At 67.8% G+C, this 24,623-nt stretch carries 27 protein-coding genes; 13 read left to right on the forward strand and 14 right to left on the reverse strand.

Translation table 11 applies throughout. The features are described from left to right. Positions 1-6 precede the first annotated feature (6 nt). On the forward strand, positions 7-474 hold the full coding sequence (gene tatB, locus LQD00_RS03655; protein WP_232715714.1) for a Sec-independent protein translocase protein TatB: 468 nt from the start codon (positions 7-9) through the stop codon (positions 472-474). Between the two features lie 11 nt (positions 475-485). Here tatB and LQD00_RS03660 read toward each other — a convergent pair whose 3' ends face one another. The 4 genes from LQD00_RS03660 to LQD00_RS03675 all read right to left on the reverse strand — a co-directional run bounded on the left by LQD00_RS03660 (position 486) and on the right by LQD00_RS03675 (position 5,115). Further along, positions 486-1,631, reverse strand: coding sequence for an Mrp/NBP35 family ATP-binding protein (locus LQD00_RS03660; protein WP_232715715.1), 1,146 nt, complete (start codon positions 1,629-1,631; stop codon positions 486-488). Between the two features lie 69 nt (positions 1,632-1,700). Continuing rightward, positions 1,701-2,828 (reverse strand): lytic transglycosylase domain-containing protein, encoded by a 1,128-nt coding sequence (locus LQD00_RS03665; RefSeq protein WP_232715716.1) that lies wholly within the window; start codon positions 2,826-2,828, stop codon positions 1,701-1,703. A gap of 452 nt (positions 2,829-3,280) precedes the next feature. Next, positions 3,281-3,805, reverse strand: coding sequence for a DUF1003 domain-containing protein (locus LQD00_RS03670; protein WP_232715717.1), 525 nt, complete (start codon positions 3,803-3,805; stop codon positions 3,281-3,283). Next, positions 3,802-5,115 carry a magnesium transporter MgtE N-terminal domain-containing protein gene (locus tag LQD00_RS03675; protein WP_232715718.1) on the reverse strand — a complete coding sequence of 438 codons (1,314 nt, stop codon included), beginning with the start codon at positions 5,113-5,115 and terminating at the stop codon, positions 3,802-3,804. Before LQD00_RS03675 ends, LQD00_RS03670 begins: the two co-directional genes overlap by 4 nt. Before the next feature lie 98 nt (positions 5,116-5,213). Here LQD00_RS03675 and LQD00_RS03680 point away from each other — a divergent pair, with 98 nt between their 5' ends. From LQD00_RS03680 to LQD00_RS03700, 5 genes are all read left to right on the forward strand, one after another. After that, complete coding sequence (locus LQD00_RS03680; RefSeq protein WP_006865852.1) at positions 5,214-5,702, forward strand: general stress protein; 489 nt, start codon at positions 5,214-5,216, stop codon at positions 5,700-5,702. 320 nt (positions 5,703-6,022) lie between these two features. Beyond that, the gene (locus LQD00_RS03685) at positions 6,023-7,384 is read left to right on the forward strand and encodes an extracellular solute-binding protein (protein WP_232715719.1); all 1,362 of its coding nucleotides are present in this window, start codon (positions 6,023-6,025) and stop codon (positions 7,382-7,384) included. Next, entirely contained in the window at positions 7,381-8,601 is a 1,221-nt protein-coding gene (locus LQD00_RS03690) for a carbohydrate ABC transporter permease (RefSeq protein ID WP_308195917.1), read from the forward strand. Before LQD00_RS03685 ends, LQD00_RS03690 begins: the two co-directional genes overlap by 4 nt. 4 nt (positions 8,602-8,605) lie before the next feature. Beyond that, entirely contained in the window at positions 8,606-9,436 is an 831-nt protein-coding gene (locus tag LQD00_RS03695; protein ID WP_232715720.1) for a carbohydrate ABC transporter permease, read from the forward strand. Positions 9,437-9,439: 3 nt separating this feature from the next. Next, complete coding sequence (locus LQD00_RS03700; protein ID WP_005196259.1) at positions 9,440-10,621, forward strand: ABC transporter ATP-binding protein; 1,182 nt, start codon at positions 9,440-9,442, stop codon at positions 10,619-10,621. 31 nt (positions 10,622-10,652) lie between these two features. On the opposite strand, the gene LQD00_RS03705 is transcribed toward LQD00_RS03700, so the two are convergent. Continuing rightward, the gene (locus LQD00_RS03705) at positions 10,653-11,510 is read right to left on the reverse strand and encodes a chromosome partitioning protein ParB (RefSeq protein ID WP_232715721.1); all 858 of its coding nucleotides are present in this window, start codon (positions 11,508-11,510) and stop codon (positions 10,653-10,655) included. Next, on the reverse strand, positions 11,500-12,204 hold the full coding sequence (locus LQD00_RS03710; protein ID WP_232715722.1) for a metallophosphoesterase family protein: 705 nt from the start codon (positions 12,202-12,204) through the stop codon (positions 11,500-11,502). Before LQD00_RS03710 ends, LQD00_RS03705 begins: the two co-directional genes overlap by 11 nt. Before the next feature lie 58 nt (positions 12,205-12,262). On the opposite strand from LQD00_RS03710, the gene LQD00_RS03715 reads away from it, so the two are divergent. The 3 genes from LQD00_RS03715 to LQD00_RS03725 are packed head-to-tail and all read left to right on the forward strand — an operon-like array spanning position 12,263 to position 13,893. Then, complete coding sequence (locus LQD00_RS03715) at positions 12,263-12,853, forward strand: suppressor of fused domain protein (RefSeq protein ID WP_232715723.1); 591 nt, start codon at positions 12,263-12,265, stop codon at positions 12,851-12,853. A gap of 36 nt (positions 12,854-12,889) precedes the next feature. Further along, the gene (locus LQD00_RS03720) at positions 12,890-13,654 is read left to right on the forward strand and encodes a HemK2/MTQ2 family protein methyltransferase (protein ID WP_232715724.1); all 765 of its coding nucleotides are present in this window, start codon (positions 12,890-12,892) and stop codon (positions 13,652-13,654) included. After that, positions 13,651-13,893: a CDGSH iron-sulfur domain-containing protein gene (locus LQD00_RS03725; RefSeq protein WP_232715725.1), complete on the forward strand. Its 243-nt coding sequence runs from the start codon at positions 13,651-13,653 to the stop codon at positions 13,891-13,893. The genes LQD00_RS03720 and LQD00_RS03725 overlap by 4 nt, the downstream gene beginning before the upstream one ends. 9 nt (positions 13,894-13,902) lie before the next feature. Here the strand turns inward: LQD00_RS03725 and LQD00_RS03730 are convergent, their stop codons facing one another. The 4 genes from LQD00_RS03730 to LQD00_RS03745 all read right to left on the reverse strand — a co-directional run bounded on the left by LQD00_RS03730 (position 13,903) and on the right by LQD00_RS03745 (position 17,497). Further along, on the reverse strand, positions 13,903-14,949 hold the full coding sequence (locus tag LQD00_RS03730) for an iron-containing redox enzyme family protein (protein WP_232715726.1): 1,047 nt from the start codon (positions 14,947-14,949) through the stop codon (positions 13,903-13,905). Between the two features lie 107 nt (positions 14,950-15,056). After that, positions 15,057-15,701 (reverse strand): HhH-GDP family DNA glycosylase, encoded by a 645-nt coding sequence (locus LQD00_RS03735; protein WP_232715727.1) that lies wholly within the window; start codon positions 15,699-15,701, stop codon positions 15,057-15,059. An 87-nt stretch (positions 15,702-15,788) separates the two neighbouring features. Next, positions 15,789-16,586: an SDR family NAD(P)-dependent oxidoreductase gene (locus LQD00_RS03740; protein ID WP_232715728.1), complete on the reverse strand. Its 798-nt coding sequence runs from the start codon at positions 16,584-16,586 to the stop codon at positions 15,789-15,791. After that, on the reverse strand, positions 16,583-17,497 hold the full coding sequence (locus LQD00_RS03745; RefSeq protein ID WP_232715729.1) for an alpha/beta hydrolase: 915 nt from the start codon (positions 17,495-17,497) through the stop codon (positions 16,583-16,585). The genes LQD00_RS03740 and LQD00_RS03745 overlap by 4 nt, the downstream gene beginning before the upstream one ends. Before the next feature lie 94 nt (positions 17,498-17,591). Here LQD00_RS03745 and LQD00_RS03750 point away from each other — a divergent pair, with 94 nt between their 5' ends. Continuing rightward, on the forward strand, positions 17,592-18,143 hold the full coding sequence (locus LQD00_RS03750; protein WP_232715756.1) for a TetR/AcrR family transcriptional regulator: 552 nt from the start codon (positions 17,592-17,594) through the stop codon (positions 18,141-18,143). Between the two features lie 40 nt (positions 18,144-18,183). Here LQD00_RS03750 and LQD00_RS03755 read toward each other — a convergent pair whose 3' ends face one another. Then, entirely contained in the window at positions 18,184-19,275 is a 1,092-nt protein-coding gene (locus LQD00_RS03755) for a magnesium and cobalt transport protein CorA (protein WP_232715730.1), read from the reverse strand. Between the two features lie 54 nt (positions 19,276-19,329). Between LQD00_RS03755 and LQD00_RS03760 the strand changes: the two genes are divergently transcribed. Next, complete coding sequence (locus LQD00_RS03760; protein WP_006865837.1) at positions 19,330-19,950, forward strand: MarC family protein; 621 nt, start codon at positions 19,330-19,332, stop codon at positions 19,948-19,950. 49 nt (positions 19,951-19,999) lie between these two features. After that, entirely contained in the window at positions 20,000-20,968 is a 969-nt protein-coding gene (locus LQD00_RS03765; protein WP_232715731.1) for a glycine betaine ABC transporter substrate-binding protein, read from the forward strand. 3 nt (positions 20,969-20,971) lie between these two features. Here the strand turns inward: LQD00_RS03765 and LQD00_RS03770 are convergent, their stop codons facing one another. Beyond that, positions 20,972-21,802: an SDR family NAD(P)-dependent oxidoreductase gene (locus LQD00_RS03770; RefSeq protein ID WP_006865835.1), complete on the reverse strand. Its 831-nt coding sequence runs from the start codon at positions 21,800-21,802 to the stop codon at positions 20,972-20,974. A gap of 49 nt (positions 21,803-21,851) precedes the next feature. Continuing rightward, on the reverse strand, positions 21,852-23,408 hold the full coding sequence (locus LQD00_RS03775) for a flavin-containing monooxygenase (RefSeq protein WP_232715732.1): 1,557 nt from the start codon (positions 23,406-23,408) through the stop codon (positions 21,852-21,854). A 75-nt stretch (positions 23,409-23,483) separates the two neighbouring features. On the opposite strand from LQD00_RS03775, the gene LQD00_RS03780 reads away from it, so the two are divergent. Then, on the forward strand, positions 23,484-24,131 hold the full coding sequence (locus LQD00_RS03780) for a TetR/AcrR family transcriptional regulator (RefSeq protein ID WP_232715733.1): 648 nt from the start codon (positions 23,484-23,486) through the stop codon (positions 24,129-24,131). Between the two features lie 9 nt (positions 24,132-24,140). Here LQD00_RS03780 and LQD00_RS03785 read toward each other — a convergent pair whose 3' ends face one another. Next, on the reverse strand, positions 24,141-24,620 hold the full coding sequence (locus LQD00_RS03785; RefSeq protein WP_232715734.1) for a DUF4383 domain-containing protein: 480 nt from the start codon (positions 24,618-24,620) through the stop codon (positions 24,141-24,143). Between the last annotated feature and the right edge of the window lie 3 nt (positions 24,621-24,623).

Consider the following 24,623-nt stretch of genomic DNA (forward strand, 5'->3'; position numbering starts at 1 on the left):
AGGTAGATGTTCAGCAGTATCGGATGGGGCGAGATCGCGATCCTGATCGTGGCGGCCCTCGTCATCCTCGGGCCCGAACGACTCCCCGGCGCGGTGTCGTGGTCGATGCAGTCGCTGCGCAAGGTGCGCGATTACGCGACCGGCGCGACCAACCAGCTCAAGGACGAATTGGGTCCGGAGTTCGAGGACCTGCGCAAACCGCTCGCCGACCTCAACGAGCTACGCGGCATGACACCGCGCTCGATCGTCACCAAGCATCTGCTGGACGGTGACGACTCGCTGTTCCGTCTCGGAGAAGACGCCACGACCGTCGATCGCAGCACCACGCCGGCGCCGCCGATCAAACCGGCGTCAGCGCCGATGTCGCTCGACAAGAACACCGGCACACCGTCGGCCGAGCCGTCCTCGGGTGGTGCTCCGGTCGAACGCCGGCCCGGTCGTCGTCCCGCCGTCACCGACTGGGACGCGACCTGACCTGACTCCTCTCAGGAGTGGCGGATGGTGTCGAGCCCGAGGCTCATGCCGGCCAGTCCGCGCTTGCGCACGGCGAGCTTCGCGGCGATCGCCCGCAGGGCGGATCCGGCGGGGGAGTCGGGGGCCGACAGGACCACCGGGACACCCGCGTCGCCGCCCTCACGCAGGGCGGTCTCCAGCGGCACCTGACCCAGGAGTTCGACGGGAGCGCCGACCGCGCGGGTGAGTCGCTCCGCGACCTTCTCGCCGCCACCCGAACCGAACGGTTCCATGCGGGTGCCGTCGGGCAGTTCGAGCCAGGACATGTTCTCCACGACGCCCAGGATCTTCTGGCGGGTCTGCAGGGCGATCGCGCCGGCGCGCTCGGCGACCTCGGCGGCGGCCTGCTGCGGGGTGGTGACCACGAGGATCTCCGCACCCGGGATCAGCTGTGCGATCGAGATCGCGACGTCGCCGGTACCCGGCGGCAGGTCGAGCAGGAGGACGTCGAGGTCGCCCCAGTAGACGTCGGCGAGGAACTGCTGCAGCGCGCGGTGCAGCATCGGCCCGCGCCAGGTGACCGGGGTGTTCCCGTCGGTGAACTGGCCGATGGAGATGAACCGCACGCCGTGGTTCATCGGCGGCATGATCATCCGCTCCACCTGGGTGGGCTTGGCGTCGCTGCCGAGCATCCGCGGCACGGAGTGGCCGTAGATGTCGGCGTCGAGAACGCCGACGGTGAGTCCGCGCTCGGCCAGTGCGGTCGCGAGATTGACCGTGACACTGGACTTTCCGACGCCGCCCTTGCCGGAGGCGACGGCGTAGACGCGGGTCAGGGACCCGGGCTGGGCGAAGGGGATGACCGGTTCGGCCTTGTCCCCGCGCAGCTTCTTGCGCAATTCGGTGCGCTGTTCGTCGTCCATCACGTCGAGTTCGACGCGAACCGCGCCGACACCGGCGACATCGGCGACGGATTTCTCCACGCGCTGGGTGATCTCGGTCCGCAGAGGGCACCCCGACGTCGTCAGGTAGATCCCGACGTCGACGCTCGCGTCGTCGTTGATCGTGACCGACTTGACCATCCCGATGTCGGTGATGGGCTTGCCGATCTCCGGATCCTTCACCTTGCCCAGAGCGGCGCGAACTGCCGATTCCGTGGGCGCAACTCCTGTAGTCATCTGCTCCAGCGTACCGGCGTCACCGGGTGACCCCGGTGGTGGTCCCGGGGTCGGTTGCACGAGGCCGGATCAGCGGACGGGCACCGGAGTCGTCGCGGGTCCGGGCACCCCGACCCTGGGGTTCGGCTGCGGCGCCTTCTTGGTGATCGGTGCCTGCTTCTTGGTCGGCGGCGGGGCCTGTCCCGGCAGGGTGATCGTCGGCAGACAGACGATGAAGCAATTCTGCGGCGGCGGTGCCGGCGTGCGCACCGACGGCGACGAGGAGGACGGACCCGACGGCGGCGTCGACGAGGACGACGACGAACTCGACTTGCTCTTGCTGCTCTTGGAGCTCGACGCCTTGCGCTTGGCCTCCGGGATCGGGTTGGTGGGCATCACGCCGGTGGCGTAGGCGGTCGCCCAGCCGATCACGTTGGACACGTACTCCATCGAGCGGTTGTATCGCAGCACGGCAGCGACGCGGGTGCCCTCGGCCATGATGTCGCTGACGCCGGCGCACAGGTAGCGACCCGCCGAGTAGGTGGCGTCGAAGACGTTGTTGGGATCGGCCTTGCCGTCGCCGTTGGCGTCGGAGCCCCACGCCGCCCAGGTGCTGGGGATGAACTGCATCGGACCCATGGCGCGGTCGTGCCTGGGGTCACCGTCGATACGGCCGCCGTCGGTGTCCTTGATGACGGCGTTACCGGCCAGCGATCCGTCGAGCACGGGACCGGCGATCGGGTTGATCGTGGTGCCGTACTGGTCGACCGAGCCGTTGCTCGCGTGGTTGGACTCGATGCGGCCGATGCCGGCGAGCAGGAACCAGGGCAGCTTGCACTGCGGGCTCTCGGCGCCGACCCGGTTGGCGGCGAGCTTGTAGGCCTGCAGGACCACGCCGGGGATGCCGAGCGGACCCGAGGGGAGATCGTTCGCGATCCGGAACTGTGCAGCGGGCAGCGCGGCGGCCGCGGGCTTCTCCGGCGGCGGTGCGAAACCGAGCAGGGCGACCGGCGAACCCGGCACGACGTCGGCCACGACGACCGGGGCCTCGGGTTCGGGGTTGGTCGCGGCGAGCACGCCATGGGCGCTCGACGAGGCGGTGCCCAGGACCATGGTGCCGACGAGGGCGCCACCGACGACGATGGTCGCGGCCCGGCGGGGGAAGTGCAGGGGACGCTGCGGCCCGCGACGGCGCCGCACCAAATCGAGCGGGCTCACCGACGGCCACCGTTGTGTGCTGTGCGCCCGTACGCCGGGCGGCCCGCCGCTGTGTGCACTCGGCGGTTCACCGCCGATCCCCGCGGATGGCTCGCCATCCGATTCTTCGTTCCCGACTGCACGATCACATGTACTCCGTTGTCAAAACACCACACGTCTGCCCCCGAGGACGCAGTGATTGCCCGCTCCTGGCCGCACGGCCTGGAGCCGAGAGCGAATGCGCCCGACCGGTTCTGGTGCCATGTGACCGACACCCCGCCCCGGCCGAACTGTGACCCACCATACATATCGGGTCTGATGACCCAATGGCGAACTCCACATTTGCTCGTCGTCACTCACTTCGTCGCTGCGATGCGAAAAGTTACGGCGGCAAACTCATGGGAGAGAAGTTACTGGAGTGACATAACGGAGTGATGTCGAGCGGTCATCGGACGAGGCCCGGGGACGGTTCGCTAGTGGGATCGGTCGTCGCCGTCCGCTTCGTCGGAGCTCTCCGCCTCGCGAGCCGCGAGCCGTTCAGTCAGTCCGTCGAGCAGGTCGTCGAGTTCCTTGCGCAGGTAGTCGCGCGTGACGGTGTCGCCGACGGCCAGGCGGACGGCGGCCAGTTCGCGGGCGAGGAACTCGGTGTCGGCCTTGGTCTGCGCCGACCGCATCCGGTCCTCCTCGAGCGCGACCCGGTCCCGGTTCTCCTGGCGGTTCTGCGCGAGCAGGATCAGCGGGGCGGCGTAGGCCGCCTGCGTGGAGAACGCCAGATTCAGCAGGATGAACGGATACGGGTCCCAGCGGATCGTCACCGCGACCAGGTTCAGCGCGATCCACACGATCACGACCACGGTCTGGATGGCCAGGTACCGGCCGGTCCCGAGGAACCGCGCGACCCGTTCGCTGTACATCCCGACCACGTCGGAGTCGAGATTGAACGAGATGGTGCGCCGCGTGCTCGGGGTGTCGAGTTTGCGTCCGCCCTGTTCGCTCATCGGATCCTCACCTGGGCGCCGGCGCCGGACGGCCTGTCGATGTCCTCGGGTTCGGTCTCACGCCAGTCGCGCGGCAGGATCTCGTCGAGGAGGTCGTCGACGCTGACGGCGCCGAGTAGGTGGCCTGCCTCGTCGACCACCGGGCCGCAGACGAGGTTGTAGGTGGCGAAGTAGCGGGTCATCGTCTCCAGGGAGTCCTCGGGGTGCAGCTGGGCGAGGTCGGTGTCCAGGATGCCGCCGACGAGGTGGGCGGGCGGCTCCCGCAGCAGCGCCTGCAGATGGACGCAGCCGAGGTACTTGCCGGTCGGCGTCGACGTCGGAGGGCGCACGACGAAGACGATGCTCGCCGCGGCAGGGGTGAGGTCGGGGTTGCGGACGCGGGCGAGCGCCTCGGCGATCGTCGTCGACGGGGTGACGATGATCGGCTCGGAGGTCATCACACCACCGGCGGTGTCGGGGGAGTGCAACAGGAGTCGGCGGACCGGTTCGGATTCCTCCGGGTCCATCTCCTCGAGCAGGGCCTCGGCCTCGGTGTCGGGCAGCTCGCCGAGGAGGTCCGCGGCGTCGTCGGGGTCCATCTCCTCGAGGATCGTGACCGCCCGGTCGCGGCCGAGCGCGGTGAGCATCGCCTTCTGGTCGTCGGGCGGCAACTCCTGGAGGACATCGGCGAGCCGTTCGTCGTCGAGTGCGGCGGCGATCTCGCCACGTCGCTTCGGCGGCAGCTCGCGCAGGGCGTTGGCCACGTCGGCCGGACGCATCCCCTCGAACTGCATCAGCGCCTGGGCGACGCCCTGTCCCGGCAGATCGAGGGAGGACTGCGTGATCCCCTGGACGCTGGACCATTCCACGACGTGGGTCTCGTGACGCCGGCGCAGCCCACGGCGGCCCGCACGGACGGCCACCCGCGACACGACCCAGTCCCGGGTGCGGGTGCGCTCGATACCGAGATCGACCACGGTCACGTCGGCGTCGGCGAGCTCGGGGAGATCGGGATCGGTGACACGGACCCGCGTGTCGAGGATCTGGCCGATCGCCAGGGCCTCGCCGGGACGCAGGTGCAGCTTCCGGAGGCTCACCGTTCCGGTGTTGAGGGTGACCGCGCGCGGCTCGATGCCGGTCACGCGCAGCATCGGGACGAAAATCCTTCGGCGGGTGGTCAATTCGACGGCGAGGCCGAGTGCGCGCGGTTGTTGACCCGACAATCGGATCGAGATCACCACGTCCCGGACCCGCCCGATGGATTCACCATCGGGACCAAGGACGGCCAACCCGACTAATCTGGCCACGAACACCTTGCTCACCGACGACATGGGAGTAAGGGTAGTGCCAACGGTTCGGCGAACGTCGTCGGCGAGTATGGATCAGCCGCGATGTCCGTCGACTCACTTCCACAAGGGAGGTCCCGAAAATGACGAATCCCATGCGCCCGAGCCGGGAGACGCCGGGCCTGCCGACCCCGCCCAAGGGCTGGCCGATCGGCTCCTACAGCACCTACGCCGAGGCCCAGCGTGCGGTGGACTACCTGTCCGACGAGAACTTCACGGTCCAGGACGTCACGATCGTCGGCGTCGACCTCATGCAGGTCGAGCGTGTCATCGGGCGCCTCACGTGGGGCAAGGTGATCGGCGGCGGTCTGGTGTCCGGCGCCTGGCTCGGGTTCTTCTTCGGATGCCTCGTCGCCCTCGTCTTCACCGGCTCGCCGCTCGGGCCGATCATCGCCGGCATCGTGGGCGGCATGGTCTTCGGTGTGATCTCGGCGACGATTCCGTACGCGGCGACCCGCGGACAGCGCGATTTCGCATCGACGATGCAACTGGTCGCCGGACGCTACGACGTCCTCTGCGACCCGAAAAGCGCAGAGAAAGCGCGCGACATGCTCGCCCGCCTGACGATGTGAGACTCCTGTCCTAGAGGGACACGGGGCGATCACAATCAGAAGGGGAGTGGCACGCCCATCCCGGATGTGTTGCATGTCACGAATCGCGCCGTATAGCGTTGCACCTCGGACGCTCACGGCGGAGCACCTCGGGTGTTCGCCGCGTACGACATCGAGGAGGCTGCGTGCGGAGCAGGGTCAGCACTGATGATGGAACGGGCCGCACTGGCCGATCGGGGGTTTCCCGGCGATCGGAGGGCGGCCCGCCCGGCTCTCGAACCACAAGTCGCGTAAGGCGAAAGGTTCTCGCGGCAGCGGTTGCCGCGGCCGCGGCGCTCCCCGTGCTGTCGGCGTGTGGCTCGGGATATGAAGCGGGCGTACTGAATTTCTATCCGCCGGCCGACGGGGCCGACACCTTCGCCGCGATCGGCGACAAGTGTTCGGCCGACTCCAACGGTGCCTACAAGGTCGTCACGACGCCGCTGCCCAAGGGGGCCGACGATCAGCGACTGCAGCTGGCCCGTCGCCTCGCGGGCAACGACTCCGGGCTCGACCTCATGGGCATGGACGTGGTGTGGACCGCCGAGTTCGCCGACGCCGGCTGGATGGTCCCGGTGCCGGACGCGATGGCCGCGGAGGTCTCCGCGCGCTCGCTCGGCGGCCCCCTCGACACCGCGGTGTGGAAGACGGATGAGGATGAGCGCGAACGCCTCTACGCGATCCCGTTCTCCACCAACACCCAGTTGCTCTGGTACCGCAAGGATGTCCTCGAGGACAAGGTCGACCGCCGACGCCCCGCCTCGACGTGGGACGGGATGCTCGAGGACGCTCTGGTCAGCGGCCGCAACGGCGGACCGACCTACATCATGGTGCAGGGCAGGCAGTATGAGGGCCTGATGGTCTGGTTCAACTCGGTGCTCGTCAGCGCCGGCGGCCAGGTCGTCGACCCCGACAACCCCGACCAGGTCACCCTCAACGACACCCCGGAACATCGCGCCGCCACGGTCCGTGCACTCCGCACGCTCAAGGCGGTGGCCACCGCACCGGGCGCCGACCCGTCGCTGACCAACTCCGACGAGGGGGCGGCCCGACTGGGCATGGAAAGCGGTAAGGCCCTGTATGAGGTCAACTGGCCCTTCGTGTTCCCCGGCATGCGCGAGAACGCGGTCTCCGGCGCAGTGCCGTTCCTCGACCTGACGCAGTACGCGAACCTGTACGCCGACAGCGCGAATCCGCCGTCTGACCGCGACGTCATCCCGCTCAACCGCGAGATGCAGAAGGTCTTCGACTTCGCGCCGTACCCGGGCTTCGAGGGCTTGCCGACCAAGACGACCCTCGGCGGCATCAACATCGCCGTCGCGAGCACCTCCGAGCAGCAGGAACTGGCCTGGCAGGCCGCCGAGTGCATCACCAGCGAGGCCTCGCAGAAGAGCTTCTCGCTCAATGCGGGCCCGCCTCCGGTGATCGAATCCATCTATGACGACGCCGATTTCCGGCTCGCCTACCCGATGGCGGAGGAGATCAAGCGCCAGCTCCAGCCCGAGCATGCCGCGGTGCGGCCGAAGTCGCCCGAGTACCAGGCGATCTCGACCCTGCTGCAGGCGAAGCTGAGCCCGGTCGGGGCGTGGGATCCGGAGACACTGGTGGACGAACTCGCCGAGGCCGTCCAGAAGGCAATCGACGGGGAAGGGTTGGTTCCGTGACCGACGACAACACACCCGGGCGCAGGCCGAACGAGGACGACTCCGCGGACGAGTCCACGTTCCGCGCCGGCCGTCACGCGCTGCCCGACGATGCGCCGGCGCAGACCGGTCCGATCCCGATCGTGGGCGACAACCCGCCGGTCCACTCCGACGAGCTGTGGAAGGCTCCTCCGGGAGGCCGCCACGAGGCACCCTCCGGTTCGACCCCGTCGGCGTCGTCGGGGGTGAACCCGGTGGGATCGAGTCCCGGATCCGTCGGCGTCGCACCGTCATCGGGGGCTGCCACCGCAGTCGCCGAACGACCCCGCGCCGAGGCCGCTCCGAAGCCCCGAAAGCGCAGTGAGGGCAAGACCGCCGAGCGGCGACTCGCACTCTGGCTCGTCGCCCCGGCGGCGCTGATGATGCTGCTGGTGACCGGTTATCCGATCATCTACGCGGTCTGGCTCTCGCTGAACAAGATGAGCCTGTCGGCGCCCGGCGAGCGCGAGTTCGTCTGGTTCTCGAACTACGCGACGGTGCTGACCGACAACTACTGGTGGACGGCATTCGGTGTCACCGTGGGCATCACGGTCGTGTCGGTGCTCATCGAGCTCATCCTGGGCATGGCCATCGCCCTGGTCATGCACCGCACCATCTTCGGACGCGGCACGATCCGCACGGTGGTCCTGATCCCTTACGGCATCGTGACCGTGGCCGCGGCGTTCTCCTGGTACTACGCGTGGACGCCCGGCACCGGCTACCTGGCGAACCTGCTGCCCGACGGCAGCGCGCCGCTCACCGAGCAGTGGCCGTCGCTGGCGATCATCATCCTCGCCGAGGTCTGGAAGACCACGCCGTTCATGGCACTGCTGCTGCTGGCGGGTCTGGCGCTGGTGCCCGACGATCTGCTGAAGGCCGCACAGGTCGACGGCGCGGGAGCGTGGACGCGCCTGTGGCGCATCATCCTTCCGCTGATGAAGCCCGCCATCCTCGTCGCGCTGCTGTTCCGCACGCTCGACGCGTTCCGCGTGTTCGACAACATCTACGTGCTCACCAGCGGTTCCAACAACACCTATTCGGTGTCGATGCTGGGCTATGACAACCTGTTCGGCGCATTCAATCTGGGCGTCGGGTCGGCGATCTCGATCCTGATCTTCGTCTGCGTGGCGATCATCGCGTTCGTGTTCATCAAGGGGTTCGGCACCGCCGCACCGGGTTCCGACGACGAGGGGAGGTAATCCGGTGAATTCGAGCGGAAAATCCAAGGCGTGGTGGTCGATCGCCAACATCCTGGTGATCCTGTATGCACTCATCCCGCTGCTGTGGATCATCAGCCTGTCGTTCAAGCCGGCGTCGAGCGTGACCGACGGGAAGTTCATCCCGACCGAGTTCACCCTCGACAACTACAAGTCGATCTTCGACACCAGCGCCTTCACCTCGGCGCTGATCAACTCGATCGGCGTCGGACTCATCACCACGGTCATCGCGGTGGTCCTGGGCACGATGGCCGCGTACGCGGTAGCGCGCCTGGACTTCCCGGGTAAGAAGCTGCTGATCGGCGCGGCGCTGCTGATCGCGATGTTCCCGCAGATCTCGCTGGTCACACCGCTGTTCAACATCGAGCGTCGACTGGGTCTCTTCGACACCTGGCCGGGCCTGATCCTGCCGTACATCACCTTCGCGCTGCCGCTGGCGATCTACACGCTGTCGGCCTTCTTCCGAGAGATCCCCTGGGAGCTGGAGAAGGCGGCGAAGATGGACGGCGCCACCCCGTGGCAGGCGTTCCGCAAGGTGATCGCGCCGCTGGCCGCGCCGGGTGTGGTGACCGCCGCGATCCTGGTGTTCATCTTCGCCTGGAACGACCTGCTCCTCGCCCTGTCGCTGACCTCGACCGAACGAGCGATCACCGCCCCGGTGGCCATCGCGAACTTCACCGGCAGCTCGCAGTTCGAGGAACCGACCGGTTCGATCTCGGCCGCCGCGGTCGTCATCACCATCCCCATCATCATCTTCGTGCTGTTCTTCCAACGTCGAATCGTGGCCGGTCTGACTTCCGGCGCCGTGAAGGGATAACCCATGGCAGACATCGTTCTGGACAAGGTCACCAAGCAGTACCCGGACGGCTCCACCGCGGTCCACGGGGTCGACATCGAGATCGGCGACGGCGAGTTCGTCATCCTCGTCGGACCGTCGGGATGCGGAAAGTCGACGACGCTCAACATGATCGCGGGACTCGAGGACATCTCCTCGGGCGAGCTGCGGATCGGCGGGGAGCGCGTCAACGAGCGCGCCCCCAAGGACCGCGACATCGCGATGGTGTTCCAGAGCTACGCGCTCTACCCGCACATGACGGTGCGCGACAACATCGCCTTCCCGCTGACGCTGCAGAAGCTGTCGAAGGATCAGATCGCCGCCAAGGTCGACGAGGCCGCGCGCATCCTCGATCTCGGGCAGTACCTGGACCGCAAGCCGGCCAACCTGTCCGGCGGTCAACGTCAGCGTGTGGCGATGGGTCGCGCGATCGTGCGCTCGCCCAAGGCATTCCTCATGGACGAGCCGCTGTCGAACCTCGACGCCAAGCTGCGTGTGCAGATGCGCACCGAGATCGCCCAGCTGCAGCAGCGACTCGGGACCACCACCGTCTACGTGACGCACGATCAGACCGAGGCGATGACCCTCGGCGACCGTGTCGTCGTGCTGCGCGGCGGACACGTCCAGCAGATCGGCTCGCCCCAAGAGCTGTACAACAACCCGACCAATGTGTTCGTCGCCGGTTTCATCGGATCGCCCGCGATGAACTTCCTGTCCGGTCGCCTGGGCACGGACGGCATCGAGACCGCGATCGGCACGATCGCCCTCGACGACCACCGCGCCGTGGTCTCGCGCGCCGGCGACGTCGGAAGCAGCGGTGAGGTTCTCATCGGCATCCGCCCCGAGCACCTCGAGGACGCCTCCCTCGTCGACGACACCACTCGCCGCCAGGGTGCGACGTTCACCGCGAACATCGACGTCCTGGAGTCGATGGGGTCGGACATCTACGCCTACTTCGGTATCGGCAACGGGTCGAACCGGGCGTCGAGCGATGCGCTCGCCGAACTGTCCGCCGACTCGGGCGCCGATCTCGGTGGTAACCAGCTCATCGCCCGGTTGTCGCCGGACTCGAAGGTCACCCGCGGTTCGACCGCCGAGCTGTTCTACGACGCCTCGAAGGTGGCGGTCTTCGACCAGAGCTCGGGAGAATCGCTGCGCCGCCGCTGATCCGGGCCCGCGTCACGTCGCTGCGCGACCACTACCGCCGTTTACGGTCGGAGTGGTCGCGCAGTTCGTCGAAGACCTTCTCGTCCCAGACGTGCCTGCGCACCAGGCGATAGCGTTCGCAGGCCACCCACATGTAGAGCTCGGCGTCGCTGGTCAGATCGTCGCGGATGCCCGCCCGACGGGCCATGCGGACGACGGGCAGGAACTCCTCGCCGAACCAGCGTCGGGCGACCTCGGTACGACTCAGGAACTCGCCGAGTTCCTGGGAGAGCCGAAAACCCCACGCCTCAACGTTCTCCGCGAGTTCGGCGTAGTCGAAGGCGTCGGTCAGTTTGATCGCCTCGGCCTGTGCACCCTCGAGCGGGACCCGTGACAGGAACAACCGCCGGTGGTCCTTGAGGATCAGGTCCGACGGTGCGTTGATGCCCTCCGGTGAGATACGCGTGTGAATCTCGGTGACGTAGGCGTCGATCGTGGTCAGGTTGCGCGCGATGGCGATCGACACGCGGTGGTGCCCATCGATGACGAAATGCATCGACCCGACCCGGTAGAGCTGCACCGGCGGCACCGACTCGCCGCGGCGCTGGGCGGCGGCGATCCGCTGCCACCGTTCCCGCATGTGCGACGAGGTGGGACGGAAGTACCGGTCGAAATCCTTGGTGCGGTCGACGCTTCCGACGATCGAGGACACCTCGACGACCTGGAGTCCGATCACGGTCTTGCCCGTGGCGCCGAGCGCCGCGACGACCTCGTCGAACGGCAGGATGGTGTTGACGTCGGCCGGCTGCCGCATGAACCACTGTGCGAGACGGGCACGTTCGGCCTGACGTCGTAACCGGGCGAAGTCGTAGCCGGCGTCGGCCTCGGGGAATCCGGTGTCACGCGCCATGTCTGCGCCTCACGATCTCCACCTTCCGCGTCGCGGGATCGATGTCGAACTGGCAGAAGCCCACGACGTTCATCGACGTCGTCGTCTCGCCGATCGGTAGGTCGCGCGGGCGGCTGCCGTAGGGGTGGACGTGCCCGTGCACGAGCAGCGTCGGGCGCAGTGCGCGCACGAGCGGGTGATAGCAGTCGAAACCCTGGTGCGGGGTGTCGTCCCCGTCGCCGACGCCGCGCGCGGGACTGTGGGTGAGCAGGATGTCGGTGCCGCCCGAGTTCGCCTGCGCGGGTTTCGACAAGACGTTGCCGCAGCGCAGCCGCATCGACCGTAGACGTTGCTGGATATCGGTGTACTGATTGGTCCCGCCGTTGTAGCAGCGGCTACCGCCGAGTCCGCTGATGCGCAATCCGGCGACCGTCACGGTGCGGCCGTCGGCGTTGATGCCGCCGCACGGACCCGGGTCCTCGGTGGGGAGGCCCGCGCGGGTCCACCCGGTACGCCCGCGACGGTAACCCCGTAGTTCCCGGTCATGGTTGCCGGGGACGTAGACGCACGGGGCATCGCACAGCGTGGACAGGATCTCGAGATAGTCGAACGGGAGGTCGCCGGCGCCCAGGATGAGGTCGGGGCGCCCCTCGATACCGACGCCGTAGGTGAGAGAGTCCACCACCTCGTCGGCGACCGCCAGAACCCGGACCATTGCTCCAGGCTAGACGAGGGCTCAAATCGGTCGCAGACTTCTCGGTAGCCTGTCGGACGTGACTGAAGCGGTGACCGACCTCGTCGGGAAACATCTCCGGGATCGGCTGGGCGCCGAACCACAGCGGGCGTCGGTGACGTTCCTCGGCGTCGAACCGATCGATGTACTGCGATTCGTGCTGGACGACCCGGCTCCCGGCGAGCTGGTCTACGTGACATCGGGATGTGCACGCCATCCGATGTCGGATCCGACCGATCTCCACGCCGATCCCGTGAAGGGGCCACGCGCGGAACTGGTCGTCCGAATGCGTGCGGGTACGCCGCTCCCGGGCCTGCACAAGCGCCTGGCGACGCTGGCGGCCGCACCGGCCGTCGAGGGATTGATCCTCGACTCCGACGCGCTCGTCGATCTGGGCGAACCGTTGTGGGACGGCGCCACCTGCACGGCGGTGCTGCTGTCCGCTGATGAGCTCGGCGAGGTCGAGCTGCCCGATCGGATGGACCCCGTCCGTCTGCTCCGGGCGGTGCCGATCACCGCGAACGAGGCGGCCTGGGTGCGGCTCAAGGGCGCGGACGCTCTCCGGGACGCGTGGCGGGAGGCCGGTATCGACGTCACGGAGCCGAATCGTGCCTCGGCCACGCCGGGCTGAGGTTTCACCACCGTCCCGAACGGGAACGATGCACTGGTGACGCTCACATCCGCATCGCCCGCAACGCCGCGGGCAACCACCGCCATTTCCGGGATCGCCACGGTCGGCGAGGTCTATCTGCCCCAGCAGGACACCGAACTGCTCATCGACATGGTGCGTTCGCTGGGCGTGGACGGCAAGAACGTCCTCGACCTGTGTACCGGTAGCGGTGCGATCGCGATCGCCGCCGCCCGCCGGGGCGCAGCCGAGGTCACCGCCGTCGACGCCTCCGCCGACGCGGTCGCCTACGCTCGCCGGGCCTCGGTGACGGCCGGGGTGTCCATCACCGTCGAGCACGGTGATCTGACCCGCCACGTGGGGCAGTACGACGTCGTGACCTGCAATCCGCCCTACGTGCCGACGCCCCCGGTCGACGATCCCCGGTACCACCCGGCGGGACCTTCGCACGCCTGGGATGCGGGTCTCGACGGTCGGGTGGTGTTGGACCTCCTGTGTGCGCACGTCCCGGCGCTGCTGCGTCCCGGCGGAGCGTTCCTGCTGGTGCATTCGGAGTTCGCCGACGAGGAGGCATCGCTGCGTGCTCTTCGAGACGGCGGTCTGCACGCCGAGGTCGTCTCGGAGCGATTCATCCCGTTCGGCCCCGTCATGACCGCGCGGGCCGAGTGGCTCGAGGAACGCGGACTGCTCGAGCGGGGATGCCGCGTCGAGCGCCTGGTCGGCATCGCGGCCGTCGCACCGAGCGGCAAGAAGGTCGACGGGAAGCCGGCCGAGGGTCACACTGCTGACACGGAACAGTCATGACCCTGGAGGACGTCACCGTGGCGCGAACCGAGAACGGCGCGGGCGCCGAGCGCACCGCGGTGCGGGTGGTACGTGGGGGACCGGTGCTCGTCGAGGGCCCGGTCGACATCGAACTACCGGATGGCTGCCGGGTGCAGTCCGACCGCTTCATGGTGGCCATCTGTGCATGCGGGCGAAGCAAGAACTATCCGCTGTGCGACACGAGTCATCGCAAGCGGCGTCGGCGCTCGGCCGACTAGTCCGTCCGCCTAAATCCCGGGGAAGGCGCTCTCGCCGCGTTCCCACGCACCCATCACGTGCGCTTCGAGTGCGTCCTCCACGAACAGGAACGTGCGGATTCCGAAGATGACGTCGGCCTCGGCACCCGGATCCGTTCGGACGAGGTCGCCGACCACGTCGGTGCGCAGAATCTGCTCATGGACCGCGTCGGCCTCGACGTGTTCACGGTAGAAATGCCGGCACGCCTCGGGTGCGTCGAGACGTTCGAGTCCGGCGAGCAGCCGCTGCGACCCCGGCGACGAGGTGATCTCGGTGGCGGCGAGATCACCGACGGCCGCGCCGCGGAAGCGTCGGTGCAGCCCGAACAGCGACATCAGGTTCACCGGCGTGAGAGCGGCGGCGGGGACGGTGTCGAGGTAGCCGAGATAGTCGGCGGACAGGTCCGACGCGCGGAGCAGGTCGGCGAAGAGTTCCTGGTGGACGGCACGTCCGCGACCGCCGCCGAACTCATCGAATTCGACTGCTACGAAAGACGCCTTGGCCTGCCCGCGGAGTCGCGGGATCGCCCAGGCGTGCGGATCGGCCTCCTTGAGGTGATACAGCGACCGCAGTGCGAACATCTGCCGGTACTGCTCCCAGGTTCCGTTGTCGCGGAGGAAGTACGACGCGCCGTCGCCGTCGAGGTTCTCGATGCACAGGTCGTCCATCTCGGCCTGCACCGACTCGTCCTCGGCAGCGGCGGGTACGTCGCGGTGGAGGGCGTCCAGGAACCGCCGCTCGAGACCGGCGCGTAGCGACAGGAGCGCCGGCTGCCACTCCCAGTCGACATCGGCATCGGCGAAACCGACGTAGTGCATCTCGTAGCAGAGGTACAGCGCCAGCTGCAGGTCGTCGCCGTACGGGTCGGCATCGTGTAGCGCGCCCGGCATCTCGACCGCCGGGGTCGCGTCGGGCTTGCTGCGCAGCAGATCGATCACCGCTCGGGACAGCGGACCGCGGGCGCGGGGCAGCGTCGGGACACGAAAGACCCCATCCGTCGTCGGATCGGTTGCAATCGCCTCAGCTGACACCAGCACTCCTCACGTTCGTTGTCCGCAGTGGACGCGAATGGGTCCTCGAATGCCCGAAGAGCGCAGCACTCAAACCTGGATGTCCGCGGCCGCCCTCCCAGGATATGCCCGCGTCAGCCGGCCCTGAGGTCGTCGATCATGTCTTTGTCCAGCGACGCCCGCACCAGGGCGGCGGCGAGCACCTCGGGCCTGCCGCCGGCGAGATCCGCGAGACGGTCGGGATCGTCGGGCAGGCCGAGCTCCTTCGCGGCGGCGAGGGCTCGCTTGTCGAAGTGCGGTGCGACCCAATCCCACACCGACTGCACCTCGCGCAGGAAGATGTCAGCGCCCACCGGGCCGATTCCGGTGAACTCCTGCAACAACGTCGCGGCGGAATCCGGGTCGGAGTCGGCCTTCGCGGCGAGTTCACGGAGATCCCCGTGGTAGTCGTCGACGACCTTGTGGCCGGCCTCTTGCAGGCGGGTGGCGGTGCTCTCGTCGTAGCGCTTGTAATGTCCGCGACCCAGTGCGTCGACGAGGCTCTGCCACGACGCCCGGGCCATCTTCTCCGGCGTGCGGTAACCGGCGACGAACACCTCGCGAGCTGCGGCGACTGCGATGTCGGCGGAGATCCGAGTGCTCAGCAGGAGTGACAGGACCAGGAGTTCGAACAGCGGCGACGGGGTGTCCTTCAGCGGAATCCCCGCGTCGTCGGCGTAGGTCCGTCCGGCGCGCTCCATCAGGGCCTCGACAGTGGCATCGGTGTCGGTGGTGCTCATGCCGTGTCGTCTACCCGGTGCGGTCACCGGACAATCGCGTTCGCGGCGGGTCCGTTCGCGCCCGGTCGTCGACCATGACGACGGCCATCACTTGAAGGGGTTGAGTGTGCGACCCAGGAAATAGCCGATGCGTCCGGGGATGGGACGCATGGCTGCCGCGGACACCTTGTTGACGACTCCGGGAATGCAGACGGGTTTCCCTGCGGTGACCGCGGCCCAACCTTCGCGGACGACGTCCTCGGGCTGCTGCCAGAGGATTCCGGGCAGCCGGTCCGCGGCGTCACGGGTGCCCATGACGTCATGGAATTCGCTACGTGTGAAGCCCGGGCACAGTGCTGTCACGTGGATTCCGAACGGTTTGAGCTCCATGTCGAGCGATTGTGACATGTTCAGCACGTAGCTCTTGATCCCGGTGTAGAGCAGGCCTTCTCCCGGAGGCGACACCGCCGCGAGGGACGACAGATTCACGATGCGTCCCCAGCGCTGCGCCTTCATGGCGGGTACGACCCGATGGATGAGCTCGGTCACCGCGGTCACCATCAACTGCAGTTCGGCGGCCACCGAGTCCCAGGGGGTGTCGGAGAACTTCGTGGCGGAGGACAAGCCGGCGTTGTTGACGAGGACGTCGATCGGCATGCCCAGCTCGGCAGCGCGATCGACGATCGCGGCGGGAGCCGCCGGGTCGCCGAGGTCGGCCGCGATGATCTCGGCGCGTATCCCGTGTTGCCGATGGAGGTCGCCTGCCAGCTCCGCGAGCCGGTCCGCGCGTCGCGCCACGAGGATCAGATCGTGATCCGCGGCGGCGAGATGTCGGGCGAAGGCGGTTCCGATCCCCGCGGAGGCGCCGGTGACGAGCGCGGTGCGTCGACGATCGGTCGCGGTCATCGACGGTCACCCACGTGGCGGTCGAGAAAGTCGATCTGGTGCTCGATGATGGTGTCGAAGTACGGATCGAGATACGGCTCGAAGTGGGCGCAGTCGTAGGTGTGGACTTCACCCTTCGGTATACGACGCGCGATGGCCTGGGCTTTGTCGATGGGTGTGACGTCGTCCCTCGTGGCGAGTTGGACCAGCACCGGGACATCGATGTCGGCTGCGTGGCGTCCGGGCGAGTAGAAGGGCACCCGCAACGCGATTCGTGCGGCCACATCGTTCTCGGCGAGGAGCTCCTCGCGCATGTCTCCCATGTGTTCGACCTGCTCGTAGGCGCCGGGCGAGGTCATCATGGCGATCTCGCCGGGTCGCCCGACGGCGGCCATGCGGTAGGGCGGCCGCCCCGTCCATGCCCGCACCTGGTCACGTATTCCGGCGAGGATCAGGCGGCTCACCAGTGCCGGGGACTGGGAGAACGCAGACGCGGGCCCGCTCACGTGCGGCACCTGGACGATCGCGGCGGCCAGGTCGCGGTCGTGGGCGGCCAGTCGCAGGACGTGGCCGCCGGCGAAGGACGTCCCCCACGCCACCACTCGACTCGTGTCGACGCCGTCGAGACCGCGGACGTAGGCGATCGCGGCATCCCAGTCGGCGTGCTGCTTGGCGATGTCGAGGACGCGACGCGGCGAGCCCTCGCTGGCGCCCCAGTGGCGGTAGTCGAAGACGAGTGCGGCATAACCGGCCTGGGCGAACCGTGCCGCGTAGGCGTCGAGGCGCAGTTCCCGGAATGCCGCGAAGCCGTGGGCGAGGACGACGATCGGAGGGTTCTCGACGCCATCCGGTCGGTAGAGCCAGGCGGCGCACCGGGCGTCGCCCGACCGGAACGTGACATCGGAGCGGACGTAACTGAACTGAGGTGACATGGGTAAAACCTTCGCCGGGTATCTTGAATGGTGTTCAACAAGGTAGCAGCGTCTTGAACGGCATTCAAGAGAATCTGTGGAGGTGACTTCTTCAGTGGCGCGGAACAAGAGGCCGCAAGCCGCCGACGAGAAGCGTGAGGAGATAGTCGCCGCCGCGCGGAGGCTGTTCATCGAAGGCGGATACGAGGCGACGTCGATGAACAGGTTGGCCAAGGAAGCCGGTGTCGCGGCCAACACCATCTATTGGTACTTCGACGACAAGGACGACGTGCTCGTCGCGGTTCTGTCGGCCGTGATGGCCGATGTATGGCCCATGTATCAGGCGGTGTCGGGTGAGCCGATCGCCGCGCGGGTGCTGTGGATCGTGCAGCGATTGACCGAGATGCGCGGTCTGGTGACGACGGTGCATGCCCGCGTACCGCACTCACCTGCGGTGGCAGAGTGGCACAACAACTTCCACCTGCTCACGGGCAGCCTGTTCCGTGCCGAGCTGGAGACGGCGGGGGTCTCGCCGGAGACCGTCGACGCCGAGGTGATGATCGCCGTGTTCACCGTCGAGGGATTGTTGATGCACGCACGGGACGAGAGCGAGCAGCGTTCCGTGTGCGACACGTTGGCCTCCCGGTGGCCGTCGACCACCGACTAGGTCACGGCACTCACCGGCCATCGGTGTCCGGGGACGCCCGTCAGAGCCAGTGGCTGCGACGGAACACGACGAACAGGGCGACGCACGTCGCGACCAGCACACCGAGGACGAGCGGATAACCCCACGGTTGGTGCAGTTCGGGCATGTGGTCGAAGTTCATCCCGTAGATGCCGGCGACCATCGTCGGCACCGCGGCGATCGCGACCCACGCCGAGATCTTGCGCATGTCGGTGGTCTGCTGGATACCCACCTTCGCGGCGCCGGCCTGCAGCATGGAGTTCAACAGCTCGTCGTACTCCAGGACCCGTTCGATGACGGTCGTGAGGTGATCGGCGACGTCGCGCAGGTGTCGTCGAACCTCCTTGGGCACCAACGGGTTACCGCTCGCGGTGAGGGTCTGGAGCGGCGTCGAGAGCGGGGTGACCGCGCGCCGGAGTTCGAGCACCTCGCGTCGCAGCAGATAGACCGGGTCGATGTCGAGCCAGCGGTTCTGCCGGCTGAAGACCGACTCCTCGATGGCGGCGACATCGACGTCCATACGGTCGGTCACCGCGAGATAGCTGTCGACGACCTTGTCGGCAACGGCGTGCAGGACGGCGGTCGGTCCGAGGGCGAGTCGTTCGGGGCGGCCCTCGAGATGCCGTCGCATGCCCGACAACTCGGTGTGTTCACCGTGGCGCACCGTGATCACGAAGTCGGGCCCGGCGAACACCATGATCTCGCCGGTCTCCACGACCTCGCTGGCCATCGCCATCGACTCGTGTTCGACGTACTGCACGGTCCTCAGCACAAGGAACTGCGTGTCGTCGTACACCTCGAGCTTCGGCCGCTGGTGCGCGTGCACGGCATCCTCGACGACGAGTTCGTGCAGGCCGAAGGTCGTGCCCACATCGGTCATCTGGGAGTCGTCGGGGGAGTGCAGGCCCACCCACACGAAACCCTCGCCGGATTCGCGGACCTGCGACAGCGCGTCGCGATAGGAGATGTCACCCGGCTGACGGTGGCCGTTGATGTAGACCGCGCAGTCGACGACGGCGCGCGACACCCGCGCCGGCTTCTCGGAGGCGGGCGCCGGGTGGTGTTCTCCGCGCGGCGGGAGGCCGCGCGGACCGGAACGGGGGATCGTCGCCACGCCTGCCGATGGTACCCGCGGGGCCCGGGCACGCCTCCCCAGTAAGATTCGGCCGTGCCCTTCGACGTCACCGTGTACACGACCACGTTGATCACGCTGATCGTCATCATGGACCCGCCCGGACAGATTCCGTTGTTCCTCAGCCTCGTCGGCCAGCGGTCGCCCGAATACCGGCGACGCGCGGCCTGGCAGGCGCCCCTGGTGAGCCTCCTGGTGATCAGCGTCTTCGCGATCGGCGGCAAGGCGATCCTGAACTATCTGCACATCGGCATCCCCGCACTCCAGGGTGCGGGTGGCCTGCTACTGCTCCTGGTGGCACTCCAGCTGCTCACCGGACTGGGCAACGCGGGCAACCCGAAGGCGTCCGACGACGTCAACGTGGCGCTCGTGCCGCTCGGCACCCCGCTGCTCGCCGGACCGGGCGCCATCGCCGCGGTCATCGTCCAGGTCAGCAGCGTCGACGGTCAGACCGCCGGTTATCTCGCCATCGCGGCCGCGATCATCAGCGTGCACATCGTGGTGATGCTGGTACTCCGGTATTCGACGGTCCTGATCCGCGTACTCGGCGTCGGCGGTATCACCCTGCTGGCCAAGATCGCCGGCCTCCTGCTCGCCGCGATCGCCGTCCAGCTCATCGCGAGCTCGATCATGGGCTTCATCGCCGAGGGCGTCTGAAGCCGGTGGGGCAGAACAGATGGCGGCCCACAACAGATACGGTGACAACGTGCGTAAACGTCTCGTCCGCAAGCGTCTCGTGGTGGTCACCGGGCTGATCGCAGCCCTCGCCGTCGTCCTCGCCGGATGCGGGGACGAAGCCGGCTCGCCGCCGCGGGGCATCGTGATCGGCTCGTCGGAAGAGCCCGCCATGCGGGTGATGGCCGAGGTGTACGCGGGCGCCCTGCGGAACGCGGGTTCGGTCGTGTCCGCCGATCAACTGCGCGGAGACGACGCGGAGCTGCTCGACGAGATGGACCGCGCCGACCTCGACCTCTTCCCGGCCTTCACCGGGGACCTCCTGACGATGCTCGCCCCGTCGTCGACCGCAGTCGGTGCCGAGGACGTCTACGTCGAACTGAACCGCTCGCTGCCGCAGGGGGTCTCGGTGGGCGACGAGACACCGGTGTCCGGTGCACCGCAGATCTTCGTGTCGACGACCCTCGCGGGCAGCGTCGGCGCTAGTGGACTCGACGACTGCGCACTCCTCCCGCCGGGACTGCCGGTGGTCGCCACCTCCGACCCCGACCCGGCGACGCTCGATGCGTTCGCCTCCGCGGGTTGCCGTCTGGGGCCGGTGCAGACGGCCGGAACCACCGACGAGGTGCTCCGGCGAGCATCGGAGGGCAATGCGGTCGGCCTCCTCACCCCGCTCGACATCGCGGGAGAGGACGCCGAGAACGCGTCGTCGGATGTTCAGGCGCTACGCGGTTCGGCCGGTGGCGGTGACACCGCCGACAACCCGCCCGCCGACGAGCCGAGCACCGAGGCAGCTCCGGACGAACAGTCCGGGCCGCGCGCCGAGGTGCTCGTGCCCGTCTTCCGGTCGGCCGCGCTCAACCGTGATCAGGTCAAGACCATGAACAAGGTCGCCGGCGAGATCACCACCGCCGACCTCGCCACGATGGCGGGCGAGGTCGAGACGGGCAGCGATCCGCGGGAGGTCGCGCTCGAGTGGCTGGCCGAGCACGGCCTGTAGGCGTTACTGGGCCTTCGACAGCGCCCAGCTGGTGGCCTTCGCCGAAACCCACTGGTACTTCGACGCGACGATGCGCACCGCGATGTCGAGGATCTTGGCGTCGGCGCCGACGAGGATGCGCGCCTTGTCCTTCCGCACGCCCGCGATGATGACGTCGGCGGCGTCCTCGGACGACATCCGCGCGAGGTAACGGTCGAAGAAGGCGGCGGTGGCCTTCTGATCGTGGTCGCCGGACACGGTCGCGTTGCGGGCGATCGCGGTCTTGATACCGCCCGGGTGTACGCAGGACACCTTCACCGGGTGCTTGGCGATGATCATCTCCTGGCGCAGCGCCTCGGTGAAGCCGCGGACGGCGAACTTCGCCGAGTTGTACGCGGCCTGACCGGGTTCGGCGAGCAGACCGAACAGCGACGACGTGTTGACGATGTGGCCGTCGCCGGAGGCGATCAGGTGCGGCAGGAACGCCTTGGTGCCGTTGACGACTCCCCAGTAGTCGACGTCCATGACGCGCTCGATGTCCTTGAACTCGGTGCGTTCGACTTCACCGTGATGCGCGATGCCCGCGTTGTTGAAGACCACGTTGACCACGCCGAAATGGTCCTTGACGGTGTCGGCGTAGGTCAGCACGGCCTCGCGCTCGGCGACGTTGAGAAGCTGCGAATGCACCTCTGCGCCGGCCGCTTTCACCAGACGCTCGGTCTCCGCCAGCCCGTCGGGTGTGACGTCGGAGATGGCGAGGCGGGCGCCCTGTGCGGCCAGTTTGACGGCGATGTCGCGGCCCATGCCCGAACCGGCACCGGTGATCACCACGACCTTGTCGCGAAAGTCCTTCATGAGTTGTCTCTCCTCGAGATGGTGTCGAAATCTGTGGGCGTGGAAACGCTCAGGCGTTCACGGCCGCCGGCTGATCCGACGTCGACTCGTCGCCCCGGCCCGGGGCGGAGGTCAGTGGACGACGCGCACCGCGGGTGACATCGTATGCGGCGATGTCGAAGCGGCGGGTGGTGTTGCGGAAGGCGAAGGTGAATCCCGGCCACAGCGTGGTGATGTTGCCGTTGGCGTCCTTGTACCAGGAGGCGCAGCCGCCGTTGACCCACACGCTGTTGCGCAGCTTGTGCTGGATGCCCGCGTTGTACTCCTGCTGGGCCGACAGTCGCACCTCGGTCCGGGTGATTCCCTGTGCCCGAGCGGTTTTCAGGTAGTCCACGAGGTAGTTGAGCTGCGACTCGATCATGTACACCATCGAGGTGTGGCCGAGGCCGGTCGACGGTCCGACCATCAGCATCATGTTCGGGAAGCCGTGGACGAACGAGCCCTTGTAGCCTTGCATGCCGATCTCGGACCAGACGTCGGCGAGGCTGCGCTGGTCCTTGCCCACGATCTTCTCGAACACGGGGGAGTCGGTGACGTGGAAGCCGGTGGCGACGACGATGACGTCGACCTCACGCTTCGTGCCGTCCTTGGCGACCACACCGTTCGCGGTGATGCGGTCGATCCCGTCGGTGACGAGGTCGACGTTGGGTCGGGCGAGGGCGGGGTACCAGTCGTTGGACCGCAGGATGCGCTTGCAGCCGACCTGGAAGGTGGGGGTGGCCTTGCGGCGGAGCTCGGCGTCACGACCGATGCCGCGCAGGATGTTCGCCCGGCACAGCAGCTCGACGGGCTTGAGCGCGGTCGGCGAGTAGGTCAGGCCGAACGCGACGACCTCGTTGGCGGCGTAGATCCCGCCGCGTACGGCCGACTGGTAACCCGGGACGTTCTTGTAGGCCCAGTGCTCGAGCTTGGTGTAGGCGCGCTCGGTGCGGGGGACGATCCACGGTGCGGTGCGCTGGTAGACGTCGAGGCGTGAGGTCACCTTGGCGAGCTCCGGGACCAACTGGATGGCCGATGCGCCGGTGCCGATGACCGCGACGCGCTGCCCGGTGAAGTCGTGGTCGTTGTCCCAGCGGGCCGAGTGGACGATTTTGCCCTCGAAGGACTCGATGCCCTCGATGTCGGGGAGGTTCGGCTCGCAGAGCGGTCCGACGCCGCCGATCATCACGCGGGCGCGGATCTGCTCGGTCTTGCCGTCGCGTGCGGTGTTGATGATCCAGCGGCCCTCGTCCTCGTCCCAGGCTGCGTTGGTGACCTCGGTGTTGAATCGGGACCGGGCGGCGATGTCGTGGCGGGCCGCGACGTCGTTGATGTACGCGTGGATCTCCGGCTGGTGCGAGTACGACCGCGACCAGGTCGGGTTCTTCGCGAACGAGTAGGAGTACAGCTGCGACGGCACGTCGCAGGCGGCGCCGGGGTAGGTGTTGTCGCGCCAGGTCCCGCCGAAGTCGCTACCGCGATCGAGCAGGACGAAGTCGTCGAATCCGTGTTGCCTCATCCGGATGGCGGCACCCAGCCCCGAGAAGCCGGCCCCGATGATGGCGATCTCTACATCGTTCGTTGTCATGATGCCACCATAGGGGTGATACTGAACACGTGTCAATAGTTATTGAACAACACTCAATAGGAGTAGTCTGGCCGAGTGACCAGTAGAGGAACGGCTGCCGGGCCGGTGATCGAGGACAAGCGAACCGCATCCAAGCGCACCCGGATGAGTCCGGAGGCGCGTCGTGACCAGCTGCTGGAGTTCGGTCTGGAGATGGTGCGGGACCGCCCCCTGGAAGAGATCACCATCGACGCCATCGCCGACGCGGCCGGGGTGTCGCGAGCGCTGCTGTTCCACTATTTCGCCTCCAAGCAGGACTATCACGTAGCGATCGCGCAGGCCCAGGCCGACCGGATGCTCGCGTGCACCGAGCCCGACGAGTCCCTGGGTGATCCGATCGCCATCCTCACCGCCTCGATGGCGGCGTTCGTCGACTTCGTCAGCGAGAACCGCTCCGCCTACACCGCGCTCATCCGCGGGGCGTCGAGTTCGGACCCCGCGATGCGCGACGTCTTCGACCGCACCCGTGAGGTGATGGTCGGCCGGGTTCTCGATCACGCACCGGCATTCGGCGTCGAGGTCACCCCGACCGTCGTGCTGAGCGTCCACGGCTGGGTTGCCTTCGTCGAGGAGACGACGATCGGCTGGCTGACCTCGCCGACGGTCACGCGTGACGAACTCCTCGGCCTGATCACCGCCGCCCTTCCGGCGCTGGCCGGTGCCGCCGGGCAGGCAGCCGGGTAGCGACGGACCTCAGACCGCCGGACCGCCCGCGGGATTGACGTCTGCCGTCGTGGGTCGGTCCCGGCGGCCACGCAGTAGGAGACCGAGCGCGACCATGCCGGCTCCGAGCACGAAGTGCAGCCAGTTGTCGGCGGTGTTCACCGGCACGAAGTTGGCGCCGCTGTCGTGGTCGATGACCAGGCCGTAGACCCACAGCACGAGATAGACGGCACCGCCGACGACGAGATACAGAAACGCAGCCGACGCCGCGCGTGCCATCAGGATGCCCGCGATGCCGAACAGCAGGTGGACGATGTTGTGGAGAATCGACACCTGGAAGGTGCCGAGAAGTGCGGCCTCCGAATGGTGGCCGGCGAAGGTCAACGTGTCGTAGTCGGTGGTGATCCCCGGAATGAAGCCCAGGATTCCGACCAGGAGAAAGACCGCGCCCACGACGAGCGCTGCGGTCCGGATGGGTGAACGGGTGGCCCGTACGTTCGCGGCTGACATGAG

This window comes from Gordonia metallireducens, assembly GCF_021245825.1.
Taxonomy (GTDB): Bacteria; Actinomycetota; Actinomycetes; order Mycobacteriales; family Mycobacteriaceae; genus Gordonia; species Gordonia namibiensis.

Bases quoted from the DNA above. Each gene is read 5' to 3' on its own strand.
- LQD00_RS03735 (WP_232715727.1), bottom strand. From the start codon at position 15,701: ATGAGCACCACCGACACCGATGCCACTGTCGAGGCCCTGATGGAGCGC.
- LQD00_RS03660 (WP_232715715.1), bottom strand. From the start codon at position 1,631: ATGACTACAGGAGTTGCGCCCACGGAATCGGCAGTTCGCGCCGCTCTG.
- LQD00_RS03680 (WP_006865852.1), top strand. From the start codon at position 5,214: ATGACGAATCCCATGCGCCCGAGCCGGGAGACGCCGGGCCTGCCGACC.
- LQD00_RS03785 (WP_232715734.1), bottom strand. From the start codon at position 24,620: ATGTCAGCCGCGAACGTACGGGCCACCCGTTCACCCATCCGGACCGCA.
- LQD00_RS03745 (WP_232715729.1), bottom strand. From the start codon at position 17,497: ATGTCACCTCAGTTCAGTTACGTCCGCTCCGATGTCACGTTCCGGTCG.
- LQD00_RS03775 (WP_232715732.1), bottom strand. From the start codon at position 23,408: ATGACAACGAACGATGTAGAGATCGCCATCATCGGGGCCGGCTTCTCG.
- tatB (WP_232715714.1), top strand. From the start codon at position 7: ATGTTCAGCAGTATCGGATGGGGCGAGATCGCGATCCTGATCGTGGCG.
- LQD00_RS03740 (WP_232715728.1), bottom strand. From the start codon at position 16,586: ATGACCGCGACCGATCGTCGACGCACCGCGCTCGTCACCGGCGCCTCC.
- LQD00_RS03705 (WP_232715721.1), bottom strand. From the start codon at position 11,510: ATGGCGCGTGACACCGGATTCCCCGAGGCCGACGCCGGCTACGACTTC.
- LQD00_RS03700 (WP_005196259.1), top strand. From the start codon at position 9,440: ATGGCAGACATCGTTCTGGACAAGGTCACCAAGCAGTACCCGGACGGC.
- LQD00_RS03725 (WP_232715725.1), top strand. From the start codon at position 13,651: ATGACCCTGGAGGACGTCACCGTGGCGCGAACCGAGAACGGCGCGGGC.
- LQD00_RS03670 (WP_232715717.1), bottom strand. From the start codon at position 3,805: ATGAGCGAACAGGGCGGACGCAAACTCGACACCCCGAGCACGCGGCGC.
- LQD00_RS03675 (WP_232715718.1), bottom strand. From the start codon at position 5,115: ATGTCGTCGGTGAGCAAGGTGTTCGTGGCCAGATTAGTCGGGTTGGCC.
- LQD00_RS03710 (WP_232715722.1), bottom strand. From the start codon at position 12,204: ATGGTCCGGGTTCTGGCGGTCGCCGACGAGGTGGTGGACTCTCTCACC.
- LQD00_RS03770 (WP_006865835.1), bottom strand. From the start codon at position 21,802: ATGAAGGACTTTCGCGACAAGGTCGTGGTGATCACCGGTGCCGGTTCG.